This is a genomic window from Candidatus Effluviviaceae Genus I sp., from assembly GCA_016867725.1.
Classification (GTDB): domain Bacteria; phylum Joyebacterota; class Joyebacteria; order Joyebacterales; family Joyebacteraceae; genus VGIX01.
Window position 1 is genome coordinate 1 of the sequence record VGIX01000001.1, and the last position, 19456, is coordinate 19456.

14 protein-coding genes are annotated in these 19456 nt (G+C 73.5%); all 14 read right to left on the reverse strand.

Going from position 1 to position 19456, the window contains the following annotated elements:
* The coding region (locus FJY74_00005; GenBank protein MBM3306708.1) for a hypothetical protein at positions 1–386 on the reverse strand (386 nt) is incomplete at its 3' end.
* A 55-nt stretch (positions 387–441) separates the two neighbouring features.
* Positions 442–882: a hypothetical protein gene (locus tag FJY74_00010; GenBank protein ID MBM3306709.1), complete on the reverse strand. Its 441-nt coding sequence runs from the start codon at positions 880–882 to the stop codon at positions 442–444.
* Between the two features lie 29 nt (positions 883–911).
* Positions 912–1538 carry a cyclodeaminase/cyclohydrolase family protein gene (locus tag FJY74_00015; GenBank protein ID MBM3306710.1) on the reverse strand — a complete coding sequence of 209 codons (627 nt, stop codon included), beginning with the start codon at positions 1536–1538 and terminating at the stop codon, positions 912–914.
* Complete coding sequence (gene ftcD / locus FJY74_00020) at positions 1535–2446, reverse strand: glutamate formimidoyltransferase (protein ID MBM3306711.1); 912 nt, start codon at positions 2444–2446, stop codon at positions 1535–1537. Before ftcD ends, FJY74_00015 begins: the two co-directional genes overlap by 4 nt.
* The gene (locus tag FJY74_00025; protein MBM3306712.1) at positions 2443–3765 is read right to left on the reverse strand and encodes an imidazolonepropionase; all 1323 of its coding nucleotides are present in this window, start codon (positions 3763–3765) and stop codon (positions 2443–2445) included. The genes ftcD and FJY74_00025 overlap by 4 nt, the downstream gene beginning before the upstream one ends.
* A 9-nt stretch (positions 3766–3774) precedes the next feature.
* Positions 3775–5442, reverse strand: a complete 1668-nt coding sequence (gene hutU, locus FJY74_00030) for a urocanate hydratase (protein MBM3306713.1) — start codon at positions 5440–5442, stop codon at positions 3775–3777.
* A gap of 6 nt (positions 5443–5448) precedes the next feature.
* Positions 5449–8367 carry a hypothetical protein gene (locus FJY74_00035; GenBank protein MBM3306714.1) on the reverse strand — a complete coding sequence of 973 codons (2919 nt, stop codon included), beginning with the start codon at positions 8365–8367 and terminating at the stop codon, positions 5449–5451.
* Positions 8364–9650 (reverse strand): phosphomethylpyrimidine synthase ThiC, encoded by a 1287-nt coding sequence (thiC, locus tag FJY74_00040; protein MBM3306715.1) that lies wholly within the window; start codon positions 9648–9650, stop codon positions 8364–8366. The genes FJY74_00035 and thiC overlap by 4 nt, the downstream gene beginning before the upstream one ends.
* Before the next feature lie 17 nt (positions 9651–9667).
* The gene (ligA, locus tag FJY74_00045) at positions 9668–11674 is read right to left on the reverse strand and encodes an NAD-dependent DNA ligase LigA (protein ID MBM3306716.1); all 2007 of its coding nucleotides are present in this window, start codon (positions 11672–11674) and stop codon (positions 9668–9670) included.
* Positions 11675–11727: 53 nt separating this feature from the next.
* A complete protein-coding gene (locus FJY74_00050; protein MBM3306717.1) occupies positions 11728–13434 on the reverse strand; it encodes a BamA/TamA family outer membrane protein in 1707 nt (568 codons plus the stop codon).
* On the reverse strand, positions 13421–16792 hold the full coding sequence (locus FJY74_00055) for a hypothetical protein (GenBank protein MBM3306718.1): 3372 nt from the start codon (positions 16790–16792) through the stop codon (positions 13421–13423). The genes FJY74_00050 and FJY74_00055 overlap by 14 nt, the downstream gene beginning before the upstream one ends.
* Positions 16773–17714: an NHL repeat-containing protein gene (locus FJY74_00060; protein MBM3306719.1), complete on the reverse strand. Its 942-nt coding sequence runs from the start codon at positions 17712–17714 to the stop codon at positions 16773–16775. Before FJY74_00060 ends, FJY74_00055 begins: the two co-directional genes overlap by 20 nt.
* 70 nt (positions 17715–17784) lie before the next feature.
* Positions 17785–18633, reverse strand: coding sequence for a hypothetical protein (locus FJY74_00065; GenBank protein ID MBM3306720.1), 849 nt, complete (start codon positions 18631–18633; stop codon positions 17785–17787).
* An 11-nt stretch (positions 18634–18644) separates the two neighbouring features.
* On the reverse strand, positions 18645–19451 hold the full coding sequence (locus FJY74_00070; protein ID MBM3306721.1) for a hypothetical protein: 807 nt from the start codon (positions 19449–19451) through the stop codon (positions 18645–18647).
* Positions 19452–19456: the final 5 nt, after the last annotated feature.

Below are 19456 nucleotides of genomic sequence, written 5' to 3' on the forward strand. Positions count from 1 at the left end.
CTTGCCTCGGGCATCGCGGCAGCGAGGCCGAGGATGACCAGGACCTGGTAGACGAGCGTCGCGGCCAGGCCGATCCCCGCGCCCGCGAGTCCGCCGAGGACGGGATGGAGCCTGCCGCGCCCCCACAGGACCCTCGCCGCCGCGCCGAGCGCCCCCGCGAAGGCCGCGCCCAGGATCTGACCGGCGTAGAGCGGCGGAACGGCAAGCCCTGAGCCGTGAGGACTGCCGCCGGAGTAGATGGCCATCGCCAGCGCCCCCACGACGGCGCCGCGCCACGCGCCCAGAACGAAGCCGGACGCGAAGACGGTGAAGGAGACAAGCTCGACGTTGGGAACGCCGGAGAGCAGGTACCCCAGAGCGACGGCGAGCCCGGTGAAGACGGCCATGAGCGCGCTGTCCCGCGCCCCGAGGCCTGCGCCCGCCGGCGGTCCCCCGGTCGCTCTAGTCGAGCTTCTCCCGCTCATTCCTCAGCCTGTCGGGGGTCACGTCGTCGAGCTGCGTTGCGGTGCTGCCCATCTCGGTCGGCGGCTGGATGTACTGGGAGATCTCCTGCCGGTGCGACGGCGAGAGCGCACTCCAGTTCCGCTGGACCTCCTGGATGAGCGGCGTCCCGCACTTGGAGGGGACGTCGCTCTGGTACTCCTTCGGCAGGCTCGACGGCTCGAACATCACGTACACCTTGTAGAGCATCCCCGTCGAGTAGTCGAGCGCGCCGGCGCGGACGGCGTTGTCGATGAGCGCGATCGAGTCCAGCGGCCGCTCGCCCGCCCGCGATCCCTCCCGGTCACCGACCGGCTCGGCCGCCGGCGGCGGCGCGCACCCGGAAAGACCCATCGCGAGCGCGAATCCTACGACCAGGACGCGGCGTGCCGTCAGGGTCACGGGAGCACCCCCTTCCACTCGGGCCGGGCTCAGCCCAGCTTGGCCTGCACCGCGCCGAGCACGTCGTCCGCCCCCCGGTCGGCCCGCGCGGCGAGGTCGGCGACGAGCTCCCTCGTCCGCGCGACGAAGTCGGCGTGCTCGGCGGAGCGGATCCCCGGCAGGTTGATGAGGACGTTCAGCCGGGCGCCGTGGGCGCCCGCGCGCGCCATGAGCGCCGCCACGCCCGCGTCCGACACCGCGTTCCTGTTGCCCTTCTCGGCGGCGACGCGCGCGATCGCGATCACCTCGACGCACTTCCCCATCACCTCGAGCGGCACCGACGCGGCGTCCACGAGAGCCGACTGGAGCGCCTCGGACCGCCTCGCCTGCTCGCCGGGCGTCTCCTTCGGCAGCTTCATCGCCGCCATGACGCGATCGAACGCCTGCTCGTCCTCGTCCATGAGCCTGGCGAGCTCGAGCCTGAGCGCCTCGCCTCGCGCAAGCACATCCCGCATCGCGCCCTCGGCGTCGGCGTACTTCGGCTTGCCGATGGTGAGGTTGGCCACCATGGAGGTGAGGCACGCCGCCAGCGCGCCGGAGAGCGCCGCCACGCTGCCTCCGCCGGGGGTCGGGGTGTCGGACGCGAGATCCGCCAGGAAGCCATCCAACGTCGTCATCTGGACTCCTCGGCTTCGGAGAGCCTCACCTCAAGGACCTGGTCGCGGCTGAACGTCTCGAGCCTCAGGTAGAACTCGGCGCACGCCAGGAGCGCGTCCTCGGGGACGAGGCCCACGATCTCGCTCCCGACGACCGGAACGCCGTACCGCTCCGCCTCGGCCTTCACGAGCTCGAACACGCGGAAGAGCGGCGTGCCCTCGAAGTTGACCATGTTGATGGAGACCTGGACGATGCCGCGGTCCTTGAGCTCGAAGCCCATCGCCTTGACGTACCTGAGCCCGCCCGTCGAGTGCCGGATCGCCTTCGCGACCGCCTTCGCGACGGAGACGTCGCCCGTCCCCAGGTTGATGTTGTAGGCGACGAGGAACGCCCTCGCGCCGATCGCGACGGCGCCGGCCGAGGGATGGATGCGGCAGGGACCGAAGTCCGGCTCGCGCTCCGGGTTGGCCCCGATCTCGGCGCACAGCCCCTCGAACTGCCCCTTCCGCACGTCCGCGAGGTTCTGCCGCTCCGGCCTGGTCGCGGCGCACTCGTACAGGAACACGGGGATGCCGAGCTCCTTGCCCACCCGCTCGCCGAGCCGCTTCGCGAGCGCCACGCAGTCGTCCATGGTGACGCCGCGCACGGGGACGAACGGGACGACGTCCGCCGCGCCCATCCTCGGATGCTCGCCCTCGTGCGTCCTGAGGTCGATGAGCTCGGCCGCCTTCGCGATCCCGCGGAACGCGCCCTCGAGCACGGGCTCGGGCTCCCCGACGATCGTCACGACGGCGCGGTTGTGGTTGGCGTCCATCTCCCGGTCCAGAAGCCGGACGCCGGGAACCTCGAGCATCGCGCCGACGACGGCGTCGATGACCTCCGGCCGCCTGCCCTCGCTGAAGTTCGGCACGCACTCCACGAGCTTCATTCGGATCCTCCCTGGGGTCCGGCGCCGCGCCGGCCCGGTCCGTCGGCCGCGTCGCCCCGGCGGGGCCGAACGACGACGCCCTTTCGCACCACCGAGCGCGCGAGGTTCACGCCGTAGTGATACGGGATGGCGCGATGGTCGTCAACCTCCCAGACGACCGCGTCCGCGAGCCGGCCCGGCTCGAGCGTCCCGACGTCGCCGGCCAGCCCGACCGCGGCGGCCGCGTTGACCGTCGCCGCCGTCAGCACCTCGGCCGGCGTCATGCGGAGCGCCATCGAGGCGAGCGCCATCACGATCTGCATGGACTCGGTCATCGAGCTTCCCGGGTTCATGTCGGTGGCGAGCGCGACGGGCACGCCCGCTTCGATGAGCGCGCGGGCCGGCGCGAAGCGCGTCGCGCCGAGCGAGAGGCTCGTGCCGGGAAGGAGCACCGCCACGACGTCCGCGGCGGCGAGCGCCGCGACGCCGCGGTCGGTCACGCGCACGAGGTGGTCGGCGGAGAGCGCCCGCACCTCGGCCGCGAGCTCGGCGCCCCCCGAGGCGTGCAGCTCGTCGGCGTGCACCTTCGGGGCCAGCCCGTGCCGCTTCCCCGCCTCGAGCACGCGGCGCGACTGCTCCACGCTGAACACGCCCTCCTCGCAGAAGACATCGCAGCAGCGCGCGAGTCGCTCGCGGGCCACGGCGGGTATCATCTCCTCGCAGACGGTCCCGACGTATCCGTCGCGGTCGTCCCGCCACTCGTCGGGGAACTCGTGGGCGCCGAGGAACGTGGGCACGACGCCGACGGCGTGCTCCCCCGCGAGGCGGCGGACCACCCGCAGCGTCTTGAGCTCGGCCTCCAGCGAGAGGCCGTAGCCGCTCTTGATCTCGATGGTCGTCGTGCCGTGGTCGAGCGCGCGATCGAGGTTCGCTCGTCCGGCGCGGACGAGCTCCTCCTCGCCGGCCGCCCGGAGCGCGCGGACGCTCGAGCGGATGCCCCCGCCGGCCGCGGCGATCTCCTCGTACGTCCGCCCCTCGGTCCGCATCGCGAACTCGGCCTCGCGCGTCCCGGCGAACACCGCGTGCGTGTGCGGGTCCACGAGGCCGGGGGTGACAAGCGCGCCCCGGGCGTCGAGCACGACCGTCCTTCGCCCCTCGCGGAACGCCGCGAGCACCTCGCGCTCGGGCCCGGCCGCGGCCACCCGCTCGCCGACGACCGCGACCGCCGCGCCGCGAACGAGCGTGAGGTCCCGCATCGCGGCCCCGCGAAGCGGCTTCGGTCCGCCCCGCGGCGTCGCGAGCTCCCCGATGTTCACGACGAGCATGTCCGCGTTCCGCATCGCGCTCCTCTACTTCTCCATCGGCATCCGGATGCCCTGCTCCCGCGCGCACGCGCGCGCGTCATCGTACCCGGCGTCCGCGTGCCGGACAACCCCCATGCCGGGGTCCGTCGTGAGGACGCGCTCGAGCCGCGCGGCGGCCTCGGGCGTGCCGTCGGCCACGACGACCATGCCCGCGTGGAGCGACTTCCCGATGCCCACGCCGCCGCCGTGGTGGAACGAGACCCACGAGGCGCCGGCCGCCGTGTTCACGAGGGCGTTCAGGATGGGCCAGTCGGCCACCGCGTCGGTGCCGTCGGCCATGCCCTCGGTCTCCCGGTACGGCGACGCGACGGAGCCGCTGTCGAGGTGGTCGCGCCCGATGACGATGGGCGCGCTGACCTCGCCCTTCGCGACGAGCTCGTTCATCGCGAGCCCGAAGCGAGCGCGCTCGCCGTAGCCCAGCCAGCAGATGCGAGCGGGCAGCCCCTGGAAGCGGACCTTCTCGCCCGCAAGCCTGATCCACCGCGCGAGCGCCGCGTCCTCCGGGAAGAGCCGGAGCGCAAGCTCGTCGGTCCTCCGGATGTCCTCGGGATCGCCCGAGAGCGCGACCCAGCGGAACGGGCCCTTCCCCCGGCAGAAGAGAGGACGGATGAACGCGGGCACGAACCCGGGGTACGCGAACGCGTCCGCGACGCCCGCGGCCTGGGCCTGGCCGCGGAGGTTGTTGCCGTAGTCGAACACGACCGCCCCGCGCTCGCGGAACGCGAGCATGGCCCGGACGTGGTCCGCCATGGACGCCATCGAGCGCTCGATGTACCGCTCGGGGTCCTTCGAGCGGAGCGCGACGGCCTCCGCCAGCGGCATCCCGCCCGGCACGTAGCCGTTCAGGGCGTCGTGCGCGCTCGTCTGGTCCGTCACCACGTCGGGGCGGACGCCGCGCCGCGCGAGCTCGGGCAGCACGTCGGCGCAGTTGCCGACGAGCCCGACGGAGAGGGCGCGCCGCGAGCGGACCGCGCCGTCGACGAGCCCGAGCGCCTCGTCCAGGTCCTCCACCATCGTGTCGCAGTAGGCCGTCGCGAGACGCTTCCGGATGCGGTCCGGGTCCACCTCGACCACCAGGCACGCGCCGCCGTTCATGGTGACCGCGAGCGGCTGCGCGCCGCCCATGCCTCCCATCCCGCCGGTCAGCACGAACCTCCCCTCGAGGCTCCCGTCGAAGTGCTGCCGCGCGAGCTCCGCGAAGGTCTCGTAGGTGCCCTGCAGGATGCCCTGGGTCCCGATGTAGATCCAGCTCCCGGCGGTCATCTGGCCGTACATCATGAGGCCCTTCCGCTCGAGGTCGCGGAAGACCTCCCAGGTCGCCCAGTCGCCGACGAGGTTCGAGTTGGCGATCAGCACGCGGGGCGCGTCGCGGTGCGTCCTGAAGACGGCCACGGGCTTCCCCGACTGGACGAGGAGCGTCTCGTCGTCGCCCAGCGTCCGGAGCGTCGCCGTGATCGCGTCGAAGCACTCCCAGTTCCGCGCCGCCTTTCCGTTCCCGCCGTAGACGACGAGGTCGTCCGGCCGCTCGGCGACACCCGGATCGAGGTTGTTCATGATCATGCGGAGCGCGGCCTCCTGCAGCCAGCCGCGGCACGAGATCGCCGTGCCCGTCGGCGCCTTCACCGCGCGCTTCGCTCTCTGTGCACCGCCCATGTCGTTCTACCTCCTGCCCGCGGCGCCGGCCCTCGCCTTCGCCCGGCCCTCCCGCGCGCCCGGGCCGCCGTCATCGCTCTCACCGTGCATTCGCGCGACCGCGGAGAGGAGCTCCTGCTCGCTCTCCGCGAACACGACGCGCGTCGGAAGCTCGTCGAGGAGCCGCGCCCCGTACGACTTCGTCGCCAGCCTGCTGTCCAGGAAGACCACCACGCCCGCGTCGGTGCTCGAGCGGATCAGTCTGCCGAAGCCCTGACGCAGCCTGATGGCCGTGCGCGGGACCATGTAACGATGGAACGAGTCCTCTCCCTCCGCGTCGTATCGCTCGCAGTGCGCCTCGACGATCGGGTCGCTCGGAACCGGGAACGGCAGCTTCACGATCACGAGCTGCTCGAGCGAACGCCCCGGCACGTCGACGCCCTCCCAGAAGCTCGCCGTCGCGAGAAGGACCGACCCCTCGTCCTTCGTGAACTGCTCGAGGAGCGCCGTCGGGCCGGGCCCGTGCCCCTGACCGAGCGCGAGCCTCCCCCGCGCGGTGAGCGGGTCGCGGACGGCCTTGAACACGGCGTCGAGGGACGACCGCGACGTGAAGAGCACGAGCGTCCCTCCGCGCGGCGCCGAGCCGAGCTTCACCACGAGCTCCGAGACCTTGTGATTGAAGCCGGGCGACGACGGCGGCGGCAGGTACGACGCGACGACGACGAGCGACTGGCTGTCGTAGTCGTAGGGGCTCCCGACGTTGAGCGTCCGGATGCGCGACTCCGGGATCCGGTCGAGCCCCAGCCGCTCCATGAAGAAGCCGAACGAGCCGTCCACGGTGAGCGTCGCCGAGGTGAGCACGATGGACTCCATCTTCGAGTAAAGGAAGTCGCCCATCGCCTGCGAGACGCTCACCGGGGCCGAGCGCAGCTCGCACTCGACGGCGTCGCGCGCGCTCCGCGCCTCGAGCCAGAAGACGCTCGCGTCGTCCGCCGCCTCCGCGAGGAACGCGAGGTCGTCCGCCAGCTCGCCCGCGCGCCCGGCGTGGAAGCCGAGCGCCTGCGCGTGCGACTCGGCGGCGGGGAGTTCCGCGTCCGCGAGGAGGTCCGACAGGTCCGCCGCCGACCCCGCGACGCCCCGAAGCGCCGCCAGGCAGCCGGGCAGGACGTCGCCGAGGAGCGCGGCGACGGACCGGTCGCGCTTGACGCGGAGCGAGCCGAACTCGATGCCGCGCCGGTCCGCGAGCGACGCGTACCGGCTCGAGAGCGCGCGGAAGACGGCGTCGGCCCGCCCGGCGGCCTGGGTCACGTCGGCCGCGAGTCGGTCGGCCGCCTCGCGCACGGGCGAGAGGATCCCGGCCTCGCCCGCCGCGTCGAGCGCGTCGAGGAGCCTCGCGAGGTCACCGTTGTCCGCCCCGTCCTTCCTGTACAGGTTGTCGAGGACCGACCGCGCGCGCCAGACGCTCGCCCGCCGCCCGAGGTGCTCCGTCGCCACGCGCTCGAGATTGTGCGCCTCGTCGCAGACGAGGAACGCGTACTCGCCCAGCACGCGGTTCTCGGCCTCGGTGTCGCTGAACAGGAGCGAGTGGTTGACCACGGCGACGTGCGCGGCCTGCGACGCGCGCCGCGCCTTGAGAAGGTAGCACGCGTCGGAGGACGGACAGCGCGAGCCCAGGCACGGCCCGTCCGCGGAGATGCGGCTCCACAGGTACCCCTGGCCCCTGAAGGCGACGTTCTCGCTGATGTCGCCGGACGCGGTCTCCCGCTGCCACACGACGACGGGAAGAAGCTCGGCCCGTTCGGAGGGCGAGAGCCCGCGCGCGAGGACCTGCCGCCACCGCTCCAGACAGAGGTAGTTGCCCCGCCCCTTGAGGAGGGCGGCCCCGAACCGGACCGGCAGGCACTGCTCGAGGAACGGGAGGTCCTTGAAGAAGAGCTGCTCCTGCAGGTTCTTCGTGTTCGTCGAGACGACCACGCGCCGGCCGTTCGCCACGGCGAAGTGGATGGCCGGGATGAGGTACGCCAGCGACTTCCCGACGCCCGTCCCCGCCTCGACCACGAGGTGCGTGGACGAGTTCAGGGCCTCCCCCGCGGCCCGCATCATCTCGAGCTGCTCGCGGCGCTCCTCGTACCCGGAGAGCCGCGACGCGACGGAGCCCCCGTGCGCGAACAGGCCGTCCAGCGCGTCGAAGTCGATCGGGACGCGCTCCTCGGACGGCGTCCGCTGGCCCGCGTCGAGCCCCCGCGCGTTGTCGTAGCGCACGAGCCACGACGCCTTCTCCCCGTGGTCGGGAAGCGCGAACGGGTCGAGCCTGCCCTCCGTGCGCTCGCGTGCCGCCTCGATGAGCGGGCGGAGCCCCGCGTCGGCGAGCGCGGCCATCGTCGCGAGGACGGCGGAGCCCGTGCGGTCGAGAAGGCCGAGCAGACCGAGGAGCACGGCCGCCGCGGCCTCCGCGTCGTCGGCCGCCCGGTGCGAGCGCTCGACCGCGTGGTCGAAGAAGACCGCGAGCGTCGGGAGCCTGTGGTTCGGAAGCCTCGGGAGCACGGCGCGGGAGAGCGCGAGCGTGTCGATGACGCCGCCGCGTCCCGCGAGGAGCCCGGGGCGGCCGGCGGCCGCGGCGTTCAGAAAGCCGAGGTCGAACGGCGCGCTGTGCGCGACGACCGGGTCGCCGCCGATGAACTCGATGACCTTCGGAAGCACGTCCTCGATGGTCGGCGCGTCCGCGACGTCCGCGTCGGCGATGCCCGTGAGAAAGGTGACGTCCGGAGGGATCTGGCAGCCGGGGTTGACGAGCGAGGAGAAGCGGTCGCGCACGACGCCGCCCTCCACGCGCACCGCCCCGACCTCGATGATCCGGTCCGCGGACGGCTCCAGGCCCGTCGTCTCGAGGTCCACGGCCACGAAGCTCCGCAGACGGCCCTCGCCGGCGCGCCGCTCCGCCGTCACTGCTCCCCCTTTCGCACGTCCGACATCTTCTTCATCGCGCAGAACTCGCCGCACATCGTGCAGAGGTCGGCGTCGGACGGATGCGACGCCTCCCGGTACGCGCGCGCCTTCGACGGGTCGAGCGAGAGCGCGATGGCCTCGTCCCAGCGCAGTCCCTTCCGCGCGCGGGACAGGCGGTCGTCCCACTCGCGCGCGCCGCGCACGCCCTTGGCGACGTCCGCGGCGTGGGCCGCGACGCGCAGGGCGAAGACGCCCTCGCGCACGTCGTCCACCGTCGGGAGCCGGAGGTGCTCCGCCGGCGTGACGTAGCAGAGAAAGTCGGCGCCCGCGGCCGCGGCGACCGCACCGCCGATGGCGGCCGCGATGTGGTCGTATCCGGGCGCGACGTCGGTGACGAGCGGCCCGAGGACGTAGAACGGCGCCCCGCCGCAGAGCGCCTTCTCGAGCTCGACGGACCCGCGGACGAGGTGGAGCGGAACGTGGCCGGGACCCTCGACGATCGCCTGCACCCCCCGCGCCCGCGCGCGGCGGACGAGCTCGGCGATGACCGTGAGCTCGGCGATCTGCGCGGCGTCGTTCGCGTCGGCGAGCGCGCCGGGGCGGAGCCCGTCTCCCAGGCTCAGCGCCACGTCGTGCTCCGCCGCGATGTCCAGGAGATCGTCGTACCGCTCGTAGAGCGGATTCTCCCGCCCGTTGAACGCCATCCACTCCATGAGGAACGCACCGCCCCGGCTCACGACGTCGGCGAGCCTCGGCGAGCGCCGCGCGTGCCCGGCCACCTCGCGCGTCACGCCGCAGTGCACGGTCACGAAGTCCACGCCGTCCTCGGCGTGCGTCCGCACGGCGCCGAGGATGTCCTCGGCCGTCATGCGCACCATGCCCTTGCCCGCGCGCCGCGCCCCCACGGCCGCCTGGTAGATGGGCACGGTGCCGACGGCGACCGTGGAGCGCGCGAGGACCGCGCGCCGGATCGCGTCGAGGTCCCCGCCGGTCGAGAGGTCCATGACCGCGTCGGCGCCGGCCGCGACCGCGGCGTCGAGCTTCTCGAGCTCCTCGTCGAGGCTCGAGGCGTCCGCCGACGTGCCGAGGTTCGCGTTCACCTTCGTGCGAAGACCGGGGCCCAGGCCGATCGGACGTCGGCCGCTTCGCCTGTTCCTGAGGACGACGGCCGTGCCCCGCGCGACCGCCGCCGCGAGCGCCGTCGGGTCAACGCCCTCGTCCCTCGCGACGGCCGCGACCTCGTCCGTCACCTTCCCCGCCTTCGCCTCTTCCATCTGGAGCATGGTCCGCCTTCCTTCTTCTATCGTCCCAGGAGCTTCCGAAGCTCCCGCTCGTCCGCCGTCCTCACGCCCAGCGCGCGCGCCTTCGCCAGCTTCGAGCCCGCGTCGCTTCCGACCACGACCAGGCTCGTGCGCGCGCTCACGCTCCCGGACACGCGGCCGCCCGCGGCCGTGATCGCCGCCGCGGCCTCCTCGCGCGTCATGGTCTCGAGCGATCCGGTGAGCACGATCGTCATGCCCGCGAGCGGCCGCGGCCCCGAGCGCGCCCTCGCCGCCGACATCGTCACGCCCGCGCGCTCGAGCTTCGCGATCGCCTCGAGGTTGCGCTTCGACGAGAGGAAGGCGCGCACGCTCGCGGCGATCACCGGACCGACCTCCTCGGCCTCCGCGAGCTCCTCGGCGCCGGCCCCTCTCAGCGCCTTCATGCTCGGGAACCGCTCCGCGATCGCCTCGGCGACGCGGGACCCCACGTGCCGGACCCCGAGCGCGAAGAGCACGCGGGAGAACGGTCTCGACCGGCTCTTCTCCACGGCCGCGACGAGGTTCGCCGCCGAGCGCTCGCCCATGCGCGGGAGCGCCGCGAGCGCGGCCGCGTCGAGCGAGTAGAGGTCGCCGTAGTCCGCGGCGAGCCCGCCGTCCACGAGCTGCTCGACGAGCGCCGGGCCGAGGCCCGCAATGTCCATCGCGCCGCGGGACGCGAAGTGCTCGATGGCGCGCTTGACCTGCGCCGGGCACGCCACGTTCTCGCAGCGGAGGTCGGCCTCGCCCTCGATCTCCGCGACGGGCTGCCCGCAGACCGGGCACCGGCCGGGCATCCTGAACCTGCGGGGCCGCCCCTTCCGCTCCCCGACCAGCACGCGGACGACCTTCGGGATGACGTCCCCGCCCTTCTCGATCTCGACCGTGTCGCCGACGCGCACGTCGAGCCGCTCGATCTCGTGGCGGTTGTGCAGCGTCGCCCGCGAGACGGTCGAGCCCGCGACCGGCACCGGGTCGAGCACGGCCACCGGGGTGAGCCTGCCCGTCCGCCCCACCTGGACGACGATCTCCCGCACGACGGTCCGCGCGGCCTGCGCGGCGAACTTGAAGGCGATGCCCCACCGCGCGCTCTTCGCCGTCGCGCCGAGCAGCCCGCAGAGCGCGAGGTCGTCCACCTTGACGACCATGCCGTCGGTGTCGTAGTCGAGCTCGCGCCGCCGCTCTTCCCACTCGCGGCACCGCTCGACGACGGCCTCGATGTCGCCGCACCACTGCGCGTGGGGGCTTGCACGCAGCCCCATCGCGGCGATCGCATCGAGCGCCTCGCGCTGCGTGGCGACGCCGAGCTCGGTCGCGTTCACGATCTGGTAGAAGAGCGCGTCGAGCGGCCGCTTCGCCACCTCCGCGGGGTCGAGGAGCTTGAGCGACCCGGCCGCCGCGTTGCGCGGGTTCGCGAAGAGGGCCTCTCCCGCCCGTTCGCGCTCGCGGTTGGCCGACTCGAACCCCGAGCGCGGCATGAACACCTCGCCCCTCACCTCGACCGTCGCCCGTCCGCGCGCCCCGGCCAGCCGGAGCGGCACCGAGCGGATCGTCCTCACGTTCGCGGTGACGTCGTCCCCCCGCGCGCCGTCTCCGCGCGTGGCCGCCGTCGCGAGGGCTCCCCCCTCGTACCGGAGGGCGACGCTCACGCCGTCCACCTTGAGCTCGACGACGTAGCCGGGGGCCTCGCCGGGAAGGAGCTTCTTCACGCGCTCGTCGAACGCGCGGAGCTCGTCGGCCGAGTAGGTGTTGTCGAGCGACAGCATGGGGACGCTGTGGGCGACCGTCGCGAACCCGCCGGTGAGCGCGCCGCCGACGCGCTGCGTCGGGGAGTCCGGCGTGACGAGCGCGGGATGGTCGCGCTCGAGCCCGGCGAGCTCCGCGAGGAGGCAGTCGTACTCGGTGTCGGAGATCTCGGGAGCGGCCTCGCCGTAGTACTTGCGGTCGTGATGCCGGATGAGCTCGCGGAGCTTCTCGACCCGCTCCGCGGCGCCCTTCCTCGCTCCCATCGTGGTGCCTGCTCCTTCAGGGGAAGACGCGCGCGAGCGCCTGAGGAGTGCCGCTAGAACTCGCGGGAGAGCCCGACGTGCAGCTTGCCCTCGAGGGGGCGGTCGCCCTCGCCGAGCCCGTAGTCGAGCGACATTATACCCAGCCGTGTGTCGGCCCGCAATCCGATTCCGTACCCCAGCTTCACGCCCTTCGCGGCGTTCGCGCCCCCGCGGTAGTAGTAGCCCGCGTCCAGGAACGCCAGGGCGCGGGAGCGCCGTGTGAGGATCAGGCGGTACTCGACGGTCCCGAGCGCCGTCCTCGTGCCGCGGAACTGCTCCTCGCGGTAGCCGCGGAGACTCCTCGCGCCGCCGAGAACCAGCTGCTCGTGGAAGGGGACGGCGTCCTCGGTGCTCGAGACCGCGGCGAGCTGCGCCAGGAGCGCGACGACGTGTCGCGGCCTTGCCGGAACGAACGCGTCGCCCGAAAGGGTGAACGTGGCGGCGCGCTCTCGTCGCCCGGTGTCCCCCTCCTTCTTCGCGGCGTACGCGACGCCGCCGGCCAGGCGCGCGCCGCGGGTCGGGTTGACCGGCACGTCCGTGGCGTCGAACTCCGCGCCGAGCGCCGTCCGCGCGCTGGACGCACCCCGGCCGTACGACGGCGCCGGAGCGTATCGCGCGCCGCCGACGGTCCACGCGACGGTGGTCCTCTCCCCCATGCGCGCCGCCACGCGCAGGTCGCCCTCCGTCGTGGTGTAGAGCGTGTCGCGGACGGTCTGGGCGCCGCTCACGGTCAGATCGACCGGCGAGCCGAGGACCCACGGTTCTGTGTACGAGAACGACGCCCTCGTGCGCCCCGGCGCGGTCCGCGCCCACGCGGCCGCCGCCGACCTTCCGGTGCCGGCGATGTTGCGGAGGACGACGTCCACGAACCCCGTCACCTCGCCCTCGTCTCCCGCGGCGCCGGATGCGTCGTACCCGAGGACGCCGGTGACCCTGCTCGACGGCGCTTCCGAGAGACGCACGCCGACCACCGCTCGACCGGTCGAGCGGTCGAACGCGACGACCGGGTCGCCCACGCTCCGGAAGAGCCCGAGCTTCTCGAGCCTGCGCCGAACGCGGGCAACGCGTCCGGCGTCGTAGGTCGCGCCGGGCTGGATGCCCGCCGCGCGCGCCACGACGGCGGCCCCGGTGACCGTGTTGCCGCTCACGACGACCTCGCCGAACCTGACCAGCGGACCCTCGTCCACGGCGAGCGTGAGCGCGAACCCGTCCCGTCGTCGGGCCGCTCCCGCCGGGCGCACGGACGCGAGCGGTCGTCCGGAAGCGGCGTACATCTCGAGAAGCTCGTCCACCCCCCGCGCGACCGCGCCGTTCGTGAGAAGTGCGCCCGGCCTGAGCCCGCCGCGCTCGAGCGCGGCGGCGGCGCCGGGCGAAGCCGCGCCCCTGAGCGTGAGCGTGTCGAGGCGCGCCGCCGGGCCTTCGTCCAGCGCGACGCGGACCGCGCCCGCGGGCTCGTCCCACGAGACCGCGACGGCCGCGAGCGGGCGGCCGGCGGCGGCCAGAAGTGCCAGCAGGGAGTCCACGCGCTCGGCGAGCTCCGTCGTGTCCGGCAACGCCGCCAGGGCGGGCGCGAGGATCGTCGCGACCTCGTCCGCCGCGACGGTCCGCGCGCCGAGCACCTCGACGGCCGCCGCTTCTGCTGCGCTCAGAGCGAGGAGCGCGGCGGCGCACAGCGCGGCGAGCAGGCGCCCCACGGCCGTGCGTGTGTCAGAAGTACGCATTGACCCTCATGTCGAGCGTGTGGCGGGCGTCGGCCCGCGGCCGCGCCTCGCCGGTGTACGCGATGGAGCCGGTGAGGTAGTCGTTCAGCCGGTAGTCGCCGGACAGTCTCCACTCCGACGTCACGCCCGGGGACCGCCCCTGCGCCAGATAGGTCGGGAGCGCGTCGAGCCCTGTCGAGACCTCCGTCCTCGTCACGGACAGCGAGATCGCCCCGCGCCCGGCGAGGCGGTACGTCGCGCTCGGCGTGACGCCCACGCTCGTGACGGCGACGTCGAGGAGCCGCTCGTCCTGGCGGGCGAGCGACCCGGCGAGCCTGAGCTCAAGCTCGCTTGAGGGCGAGACCGTCACCTCGGCCAGCGCGGACCCCTCCCGGATCTCGTAGCTCGACCCGGCCCCCGACGTGCTCACGTCCCGCGAGGACAGATCTCCGCGCACCCGGTAGACGACCGAGCGGCCGCTCGCGACCTTCACCTCGGCCGCCCCCGTCCGCTCCTTCCTCGTGTCGGTCGCGTTGACGTAGACCCTGTCGAGCCCGTCGCGGGACTCGAGCGACAGACGCACGGACGCGCGCCCGCCCGGCGCCACGAAGCGCGCGACGTGCCGGGCGGACAGCTCGCCGGTCACCGTCTCGGGACCCAGGATCACGTCCGGCGACAGGAGGTAGAGCCCGGCGCGGTCGTCGGTCCTGCTCACCTCTCTGAGCTTCACGTCCGTCTCGAGCGAGAGCCCCGCGAGGAGCCGCCTCACGGCGCTCGCGTCCGGCAGCGCGCCGCGGCCCGACGACCGGAACGCGACCGTCCACCTCGTCGCGGCCGAGAGGTCGGTCACGGGGAGGTACCGGCCCGTCGACACGATGCGCGTGACCTCGACGCCGTCCTGGACGGTCACGTAGCGTTCCTTCTCCTCCACCTCGGTCGCGGTGACGGAGTACCTCGCCTCTCCGGACACCGCGCCGGCGAACGACCTGTGACCGAGCCGCACGCTCGCGAGGTCGTAGCGGGACCCGGCGTCGGCGAAGCCCGGCTCGAACTCGGTCGCCCGCCGCAGGACGCTCGCGTCGAACGTGAGCCGCTCCCATCCCGACAGCCCCAGCGCGTACTCCTGGGTCCGCGTGACCGAGGCGCTCGCCCACCCGCCCCCCGCCGACCGGTCGGTGAGCCTATGGGAGTACGCCGCCCGCAAGGACACCGCGCTTCCGCGGCCGCCGGACGACGCGACGGCCGCCCCGTACTCGTCGTAGCGCTCACCGCTCCCGCCGGCGGAGCGCTCGTCGTGCGCGTACGAAACGGACGGCACGACGAACCCGACGGTCCGCTCCACCCCGCCGCGGTACAGCGCGCGATGTCTCGTCAGCGCGGTGTCCGCGCCGGCGTAGTCCAGGTCCACGAACCGCCCGCTCGCCCACACCCTCGAGCGTTCCCCAGGCCGCGCGGACAGGTCGAACTCGGTCTTGGACGACGAGAGCGCGCTCCCCCGCTCGAGCCGTCCGTGGGAGACGCTCAGCCGGCCTCCGCCCTCGAGCGCGACCGCGGCCCCGCCCTCGACGAGGGACTCGAGCGCCGGGAGCGCGAGGCCGGCAAGCTCCCACTCCTCCTCGTACCTGAGCTCCCGGAAGCGCCCGATGCCCTCGAAGTTCCCTCCGACCCTGCGTCCCGACGCGGCCAGCTCGAGCCGGGACCCGCCGAGCCGCACGGGGGGCAGAACGGCGCGCGCGGCCTGAGCGTTGCCGAGGTTGTCGTCGTCGTCGAACTCCGAGAAGGTGTTCCTGTCGAAGCTCGACACCGCCCCCTCGACGGCCACGGACCCGCCTCCCGGCAGCGGGACCGTCGCGTCCGCAGCGAGCAGCGCGCGGTCGGTCGGCATGGGAAGGGAGCGCCCGAGCCGATAGCGCCCCTCGCCCTCGCCCGCGTACACGTAGCGCCCCCGCGCGAAGTCGAAGTCGTAGCCGCCGCCGACCCAGCGCTCGAACCTGAGATCGTAGTCGCCGGAGTCCGCGCCCGCGTACTCGAACACGCCCTCCTCGACGAGGACGTAGTCCCCCTCGCCGGCGCCGACGAAGGAGACGCCGTCGTCCCACGCGAGGGCGGCGTCGTCGCCGGCCGCCCGAAGGAGCGACACGTCGTCGTCGCTCAGTCCCGCCCCCTCCGCGGCGCCCCGGTCGTCCGCCTCCCGCAGGAAGCTCACGCCCACGTCGGCCGCGCCGCCCAGGACCGGCGCCCGGCCCCGCCCGCCGTAGATGTCCCTCGCGAAGTCCCCGAGCGCGTACTCGTAGTCCACCGTGATGCGGTTGTCCGAAGACACCGGCCTGCGCTCGGTGAACTCGATCTCGCCGGCGGCGTAGTCGATGACGTAGTCCCTGTCCCGGCCGCGGACCATCGGCTCGCCGTCGAGCCAGACGCGCTCGCTGCCGGCCACGACCGTCACGCCCGGAGTCCCGGAGCGACCGGTGAGGATGTAGGGCCCCTGCCGGCCGTCGACCCCCTCGAGCGTCGCGCTCGCGAACTCGCCCCTGAGGCGCGCGCCGGCGGCAAGCACCGTCGCCTCTCCGATCCCCGCGGTCGCCATCGCGCCTGAGAGCTCGCGGCGGACGGTCGCGAGCGTCCCGCCGTCGATGGCAAGCCGGTAGTCGCCCAGGGTCGCCGAGACGCGCTCGCCGCGGAGCTCGATGAGCACCTTGTCGAGGGCTCTCAGCTCCTCGGTGTCGCCCTCCGGCACGAGGGGCGTGTTCTGGTCCGAGAGGTACGCGTTGACGACGACGTCGCTCGTGATGTTCCCCGACACGCTCAGCCTGAGCGACTGCTCGAGAGAGAGGTCTCGCCCCGATCCCACCGTGATCCCGAAGGTCTTGGCGCCGCCGACGCGCAGCCCGGCCCCCAGCGGCTCGGCGCGCCGCGGGGCCGCGGCGTCCACGACGAGCGTGGCCCCGCTCGGAAACCCCTCGGGAAGCGACGAGGACGAGTCGGCGTGTGCGAGGCGGTACACGGGCGGAAGCGCCAGCGGAAGGCAGGTGTACGTGAGGACGAGCCGGGCGGTGTCGGAGAGGTCCGCGAGCAGGACGACCGTGCCGGTCTCGGTGTCGAACGAGTAGTCCACGCCACGGGCGAGGCCGACCCCGTCGACGGTCAGCGTGTCGCTGCCCGCGAGCACGAGGGCGTCGGGGACCGCATAGCCCGCGCGGAGGTCGACCGCGCGCGCGGTCACCTCGCGCCGACCGCCCGTTCGCTCGAAGAGGCCGGCGACGCAGGGCGCCGCCTGGTGCCAGAGGAGCGCCGACAGGGCTGCGGCGCCGAACGCGGCCCGGGCGCGCGCGCGGGCACGCCGGCCCGTCGCCCGCTCCCTACTGGCGACAGTCGCCATAGTCCACGGTGACGCTGAGGAAGCGCCCCCCCGCGCCGTCGAGCACGACGAGGCTGCCGTCGGAGGCCGGGGCGAGGTCGGTCGGGCGGAACGCGAGACCGGCGTCGTCTCGGACGAGCTCCGCGGTGAGAACACCCTGCGCCGAGAACGCCAGCACCCTCCCCCGCGCTTCGTCGGCCACGAACAGGTTCGCCTGCCGGTCGAACGCGACGGCGACCGGGGTGAGGCTGTCCGGCGCCGTCACGGAGCGCACGTGGGCCCCGAACTCGTCGAACACCTCGACCGAGCGGCGCCCCGGGTCCGCCACGGCGATCTCCCCGCGGGGACCGACGGCGATGCCCGCCGGCGCCACGAGCCCACCCGCGCCCGCTCCGAACCGCCCGATCGGCGGCATGGCCTGCCCGAACCGCGAGAAGACCAGCACGGACCGCGCGTCGGCGTCGAGCAGCAGGACCTCGCCGGAGCGGCCCACCGCGACGGCGACCGGCGACTCGAGCGCGCCGTCGCCGACGACGGTGTCCACGTAGTTGCCGTCCTTGTCGAACCGCTGCACGCGACGGTTCCCGCGGTCGAGCACGTACACGTAGAACCCCGGGTACACTGCGAGGTCCGCGGGGCCGTCGAACCGCGACGGTTCCCAGCCGTACCCCCCGAACTCGCGCTCGCTCTCGCCCTCGGTCGTGAGCACGAGGACCCTGTGGTTGCCCGTGTCGGCGATGACGATGCTGCCGCGGTGATCGACCGCGATGCCGAGCGCGCCGGAGAGCTGCGCAGGCCCGGCGGGCGTGACGGAGCGCACGCACCAGAGCTGCGTCACGCACGCGGCGGGCCCCGGCGGGGCCCATGTCGAGAGCAGGGCGCCCGCGACGAGGAAGGAGAGACGCGCCGCCCGGCGGTCGCGTCGTGTGGGAAGGTCCGTCATGATCGCACGCCCCCGAAAGGGTGGAGCGCCGGGAAGGGGCAGGCCGCGATGGAAGACGTCGGTGCGTGACCTAGAACCGGATCTCGAGCGTCGTGCGGGCTCCGACGTCACCGTCCGCAAGTTCGGGCACGACGGAGAGGGACGCGCGAGCCTCGGCGCGCCCTTCGTTGGCGCGCCTGGCCATCCACGCGCTGTCGATGGCGCTCACCGCCCTGTTCAGCACGGCCAGGCCCGTCATGTAGAACGCCCTGCGCCTGGCCTCGCCCGCGAGCTGCCTCAGCCGGCGATACTGGCGGAAGCGCTCGTCGCTCTCCCACTCCCACGCGTCGTCGCCGAAGTACCCGTGCTCCGCGAGATACGCCTGCTGCGCGGCCGGGTCGTTGGGGAAGAGGCTCCGCGCGTCGCTGCGGACGGACTCGTTGTAGCTGTCGTACCCCTCGCTTCTGATGTAGTCGGCGACGGCCTGATAGTACGCGTTCGACGCTCCATCCGGAACGCCGGCGAAGATCTCCGCGTGCTCCCGGTAGTCGTCCTCGCGCATGCCCGTCTGGATCCGGAACCCGGCGTACGCCGCCCAGATGGACGCCTCGGCGGCCATGAACGCCCGACCCCTCGCCGCGTGGCCCGTGTACATCTCTCCCCACCCGGGCAGAACGCACGACATGAGCAGGGCGAGGATGGGACTCCGCTCATCGCGGCGCGCGCTCGGCGAGGCGCCGCCGGCTCCGCCGGCCCCGTCCAGCACGGTTCCGTGGACAAGAGAAAGCCCCTGCACCTCGAGCCGCGCCTGCACGCATGGCGAACCGCCGTCAAGAAGGTCGGCGCCCGCGGGCGCGGCGAGCGCCCTGCCCGCGATGAGCAGAGCGCCCGCGCACAGGGCGCACACCAGGAAGTCGCCGATCCGCACACGATTCGCCATGGGGGCCTCGGTCAGTAGGTCAGGGTCAGCGCGCAGCGGAGGCCGTCGCCGTCCGCGCCCGCGTCGAACCAGAGCGCGGGCACCGCAACGGCGAGCCGGGACCCCGCTCCCCCGGCGCGCGGCGCCTGAGCCGCGGCGTCGCTTCGCCGGGCCGACAGGAACGCGTCGACGCCGGAGACGATGTGGTTGAGGAAGGCCGCGGTCAGCGAGTAGCGCGCCTGTCTGAGATGCCGGTTGCTCTCGACGCGCATGTCCCAGTACTCGTTTCTCACGTCGAGGTACTCCGGGGCGCCGGACCCGGACCCCGAATCGCTCCACCAGCTCCAGTAGGTATCGTACTTCCCGATGTCCTCGTAGTACTCCTGCGAGCCGTACGGCGCCAGCGGCCGGCACTCGTATCCGCAGTTCTGGCAGTCCGCGCAGTTGGCCGCATACCAGGCGGAGTACCCTTCGAAGTCCCAGTGCTCGTCGGCGTATCCCTCGTACGCGCTCCGCTCGTCGAGCCCCTTCGAGTTGAGCGTGAAGAACCCCACCCAGAGCGCGAGCTCCGCGGCGATGTACGCGTACCCGCGCTTCTCCCCGCGCGTGAGCTGCCCCGCTCCGGGAAGCGTCACCGACAAGAGGAAAGCCCTGGCCGGGCCGCCGCCGGCCGTGTCCGACGCGCCGCGGCCCGCGGCCGTGAGTTCCTCGCGGGCGTCCTGCGACGAGACCAGTCGGAGGTCCGCCGCCGGCTCCCGGAGCGCGTCCTGCGCGGCGCTCGCCGGCGCCGAACCGACCGCCGCTGCGATCACCACGACCGGAAGGAGAAAGCGGCGCACCGCAG

Excerpts from the sequence above, each read along its gene's own strand:
- FJY74_00015 (MBM3306710.1), bottom strand. The coding sequence starts at position 1,538 with ATGACGACGTTGGATGGCTTCCTGGCGGATCTCGCGTCCGACACCCCG.
- ftcD (MBM3306711.1), bottom strand. The coding sequence starts at position 2,446 with ATGAAGCTCGTGGAGTGCGTGCCGAACTTCAGCGAGGGCAGGCGGCCG.
- FJY74_00025 (MBM3306712.1), bottom strand. The coding sequence starts at position 3,765 with ATGCGGAACGCGGACATGCTCGTCGTGAACATCGGGGAGCTCGCGACG.
- hutU (MBM3306713.1), bottom strand. The coding sequence starts at position 5,442 with ATGGGCGGTGCACAGAGAGCGAAGCGCGCGGTGAAGGCGCCGACGGGC.
- thiC (MBM3306715.1), bottom strand. The coding sequence starts at position 9,650 with ATGCTCCAGATGGAAGAGGCGAAGGCGGGGAAGGTGACGGACGAGGTC.
- ligA (MBM3306716.1), bottom strand. The coding sequence starts at position 11,674 with ATGGGAGCGAGGAAGGGCGCCGCGGAGCGGGTCGAGAAGCTCCGCGAG.
- FJY74_00050 (MBM3306717.1), bottom strand. The coding sequence starts at position 13,434 with ATGCGTACTTCTGACACACGCACGGCCGTGGGGCGCCTGCTCGCCGCG.
- FJY74_00055 (MBM3306718.1), bottom strand. The coding sequence starts at position 16,792 with ATGGCGACTGTCGCCAGTAGGGAGCGGGCGACGGGCCGGCGTGCCCGC.
- FJY74_00060 (MBM3306719.1), bottom strand. The coding sequence starts at position 17,714 with ATGACGGACCTTCCCACACGACGCGACCGCCGGGCGGCGCGTCTCTCC.
- FJY74_00065 (MBM3306720.1), bottom strand. The coding sequence starts at position 18,633 with ATGGCGAATCGTGTGCGGATCGGCGACTTCCTGGTGTGCGCCCTGTGC.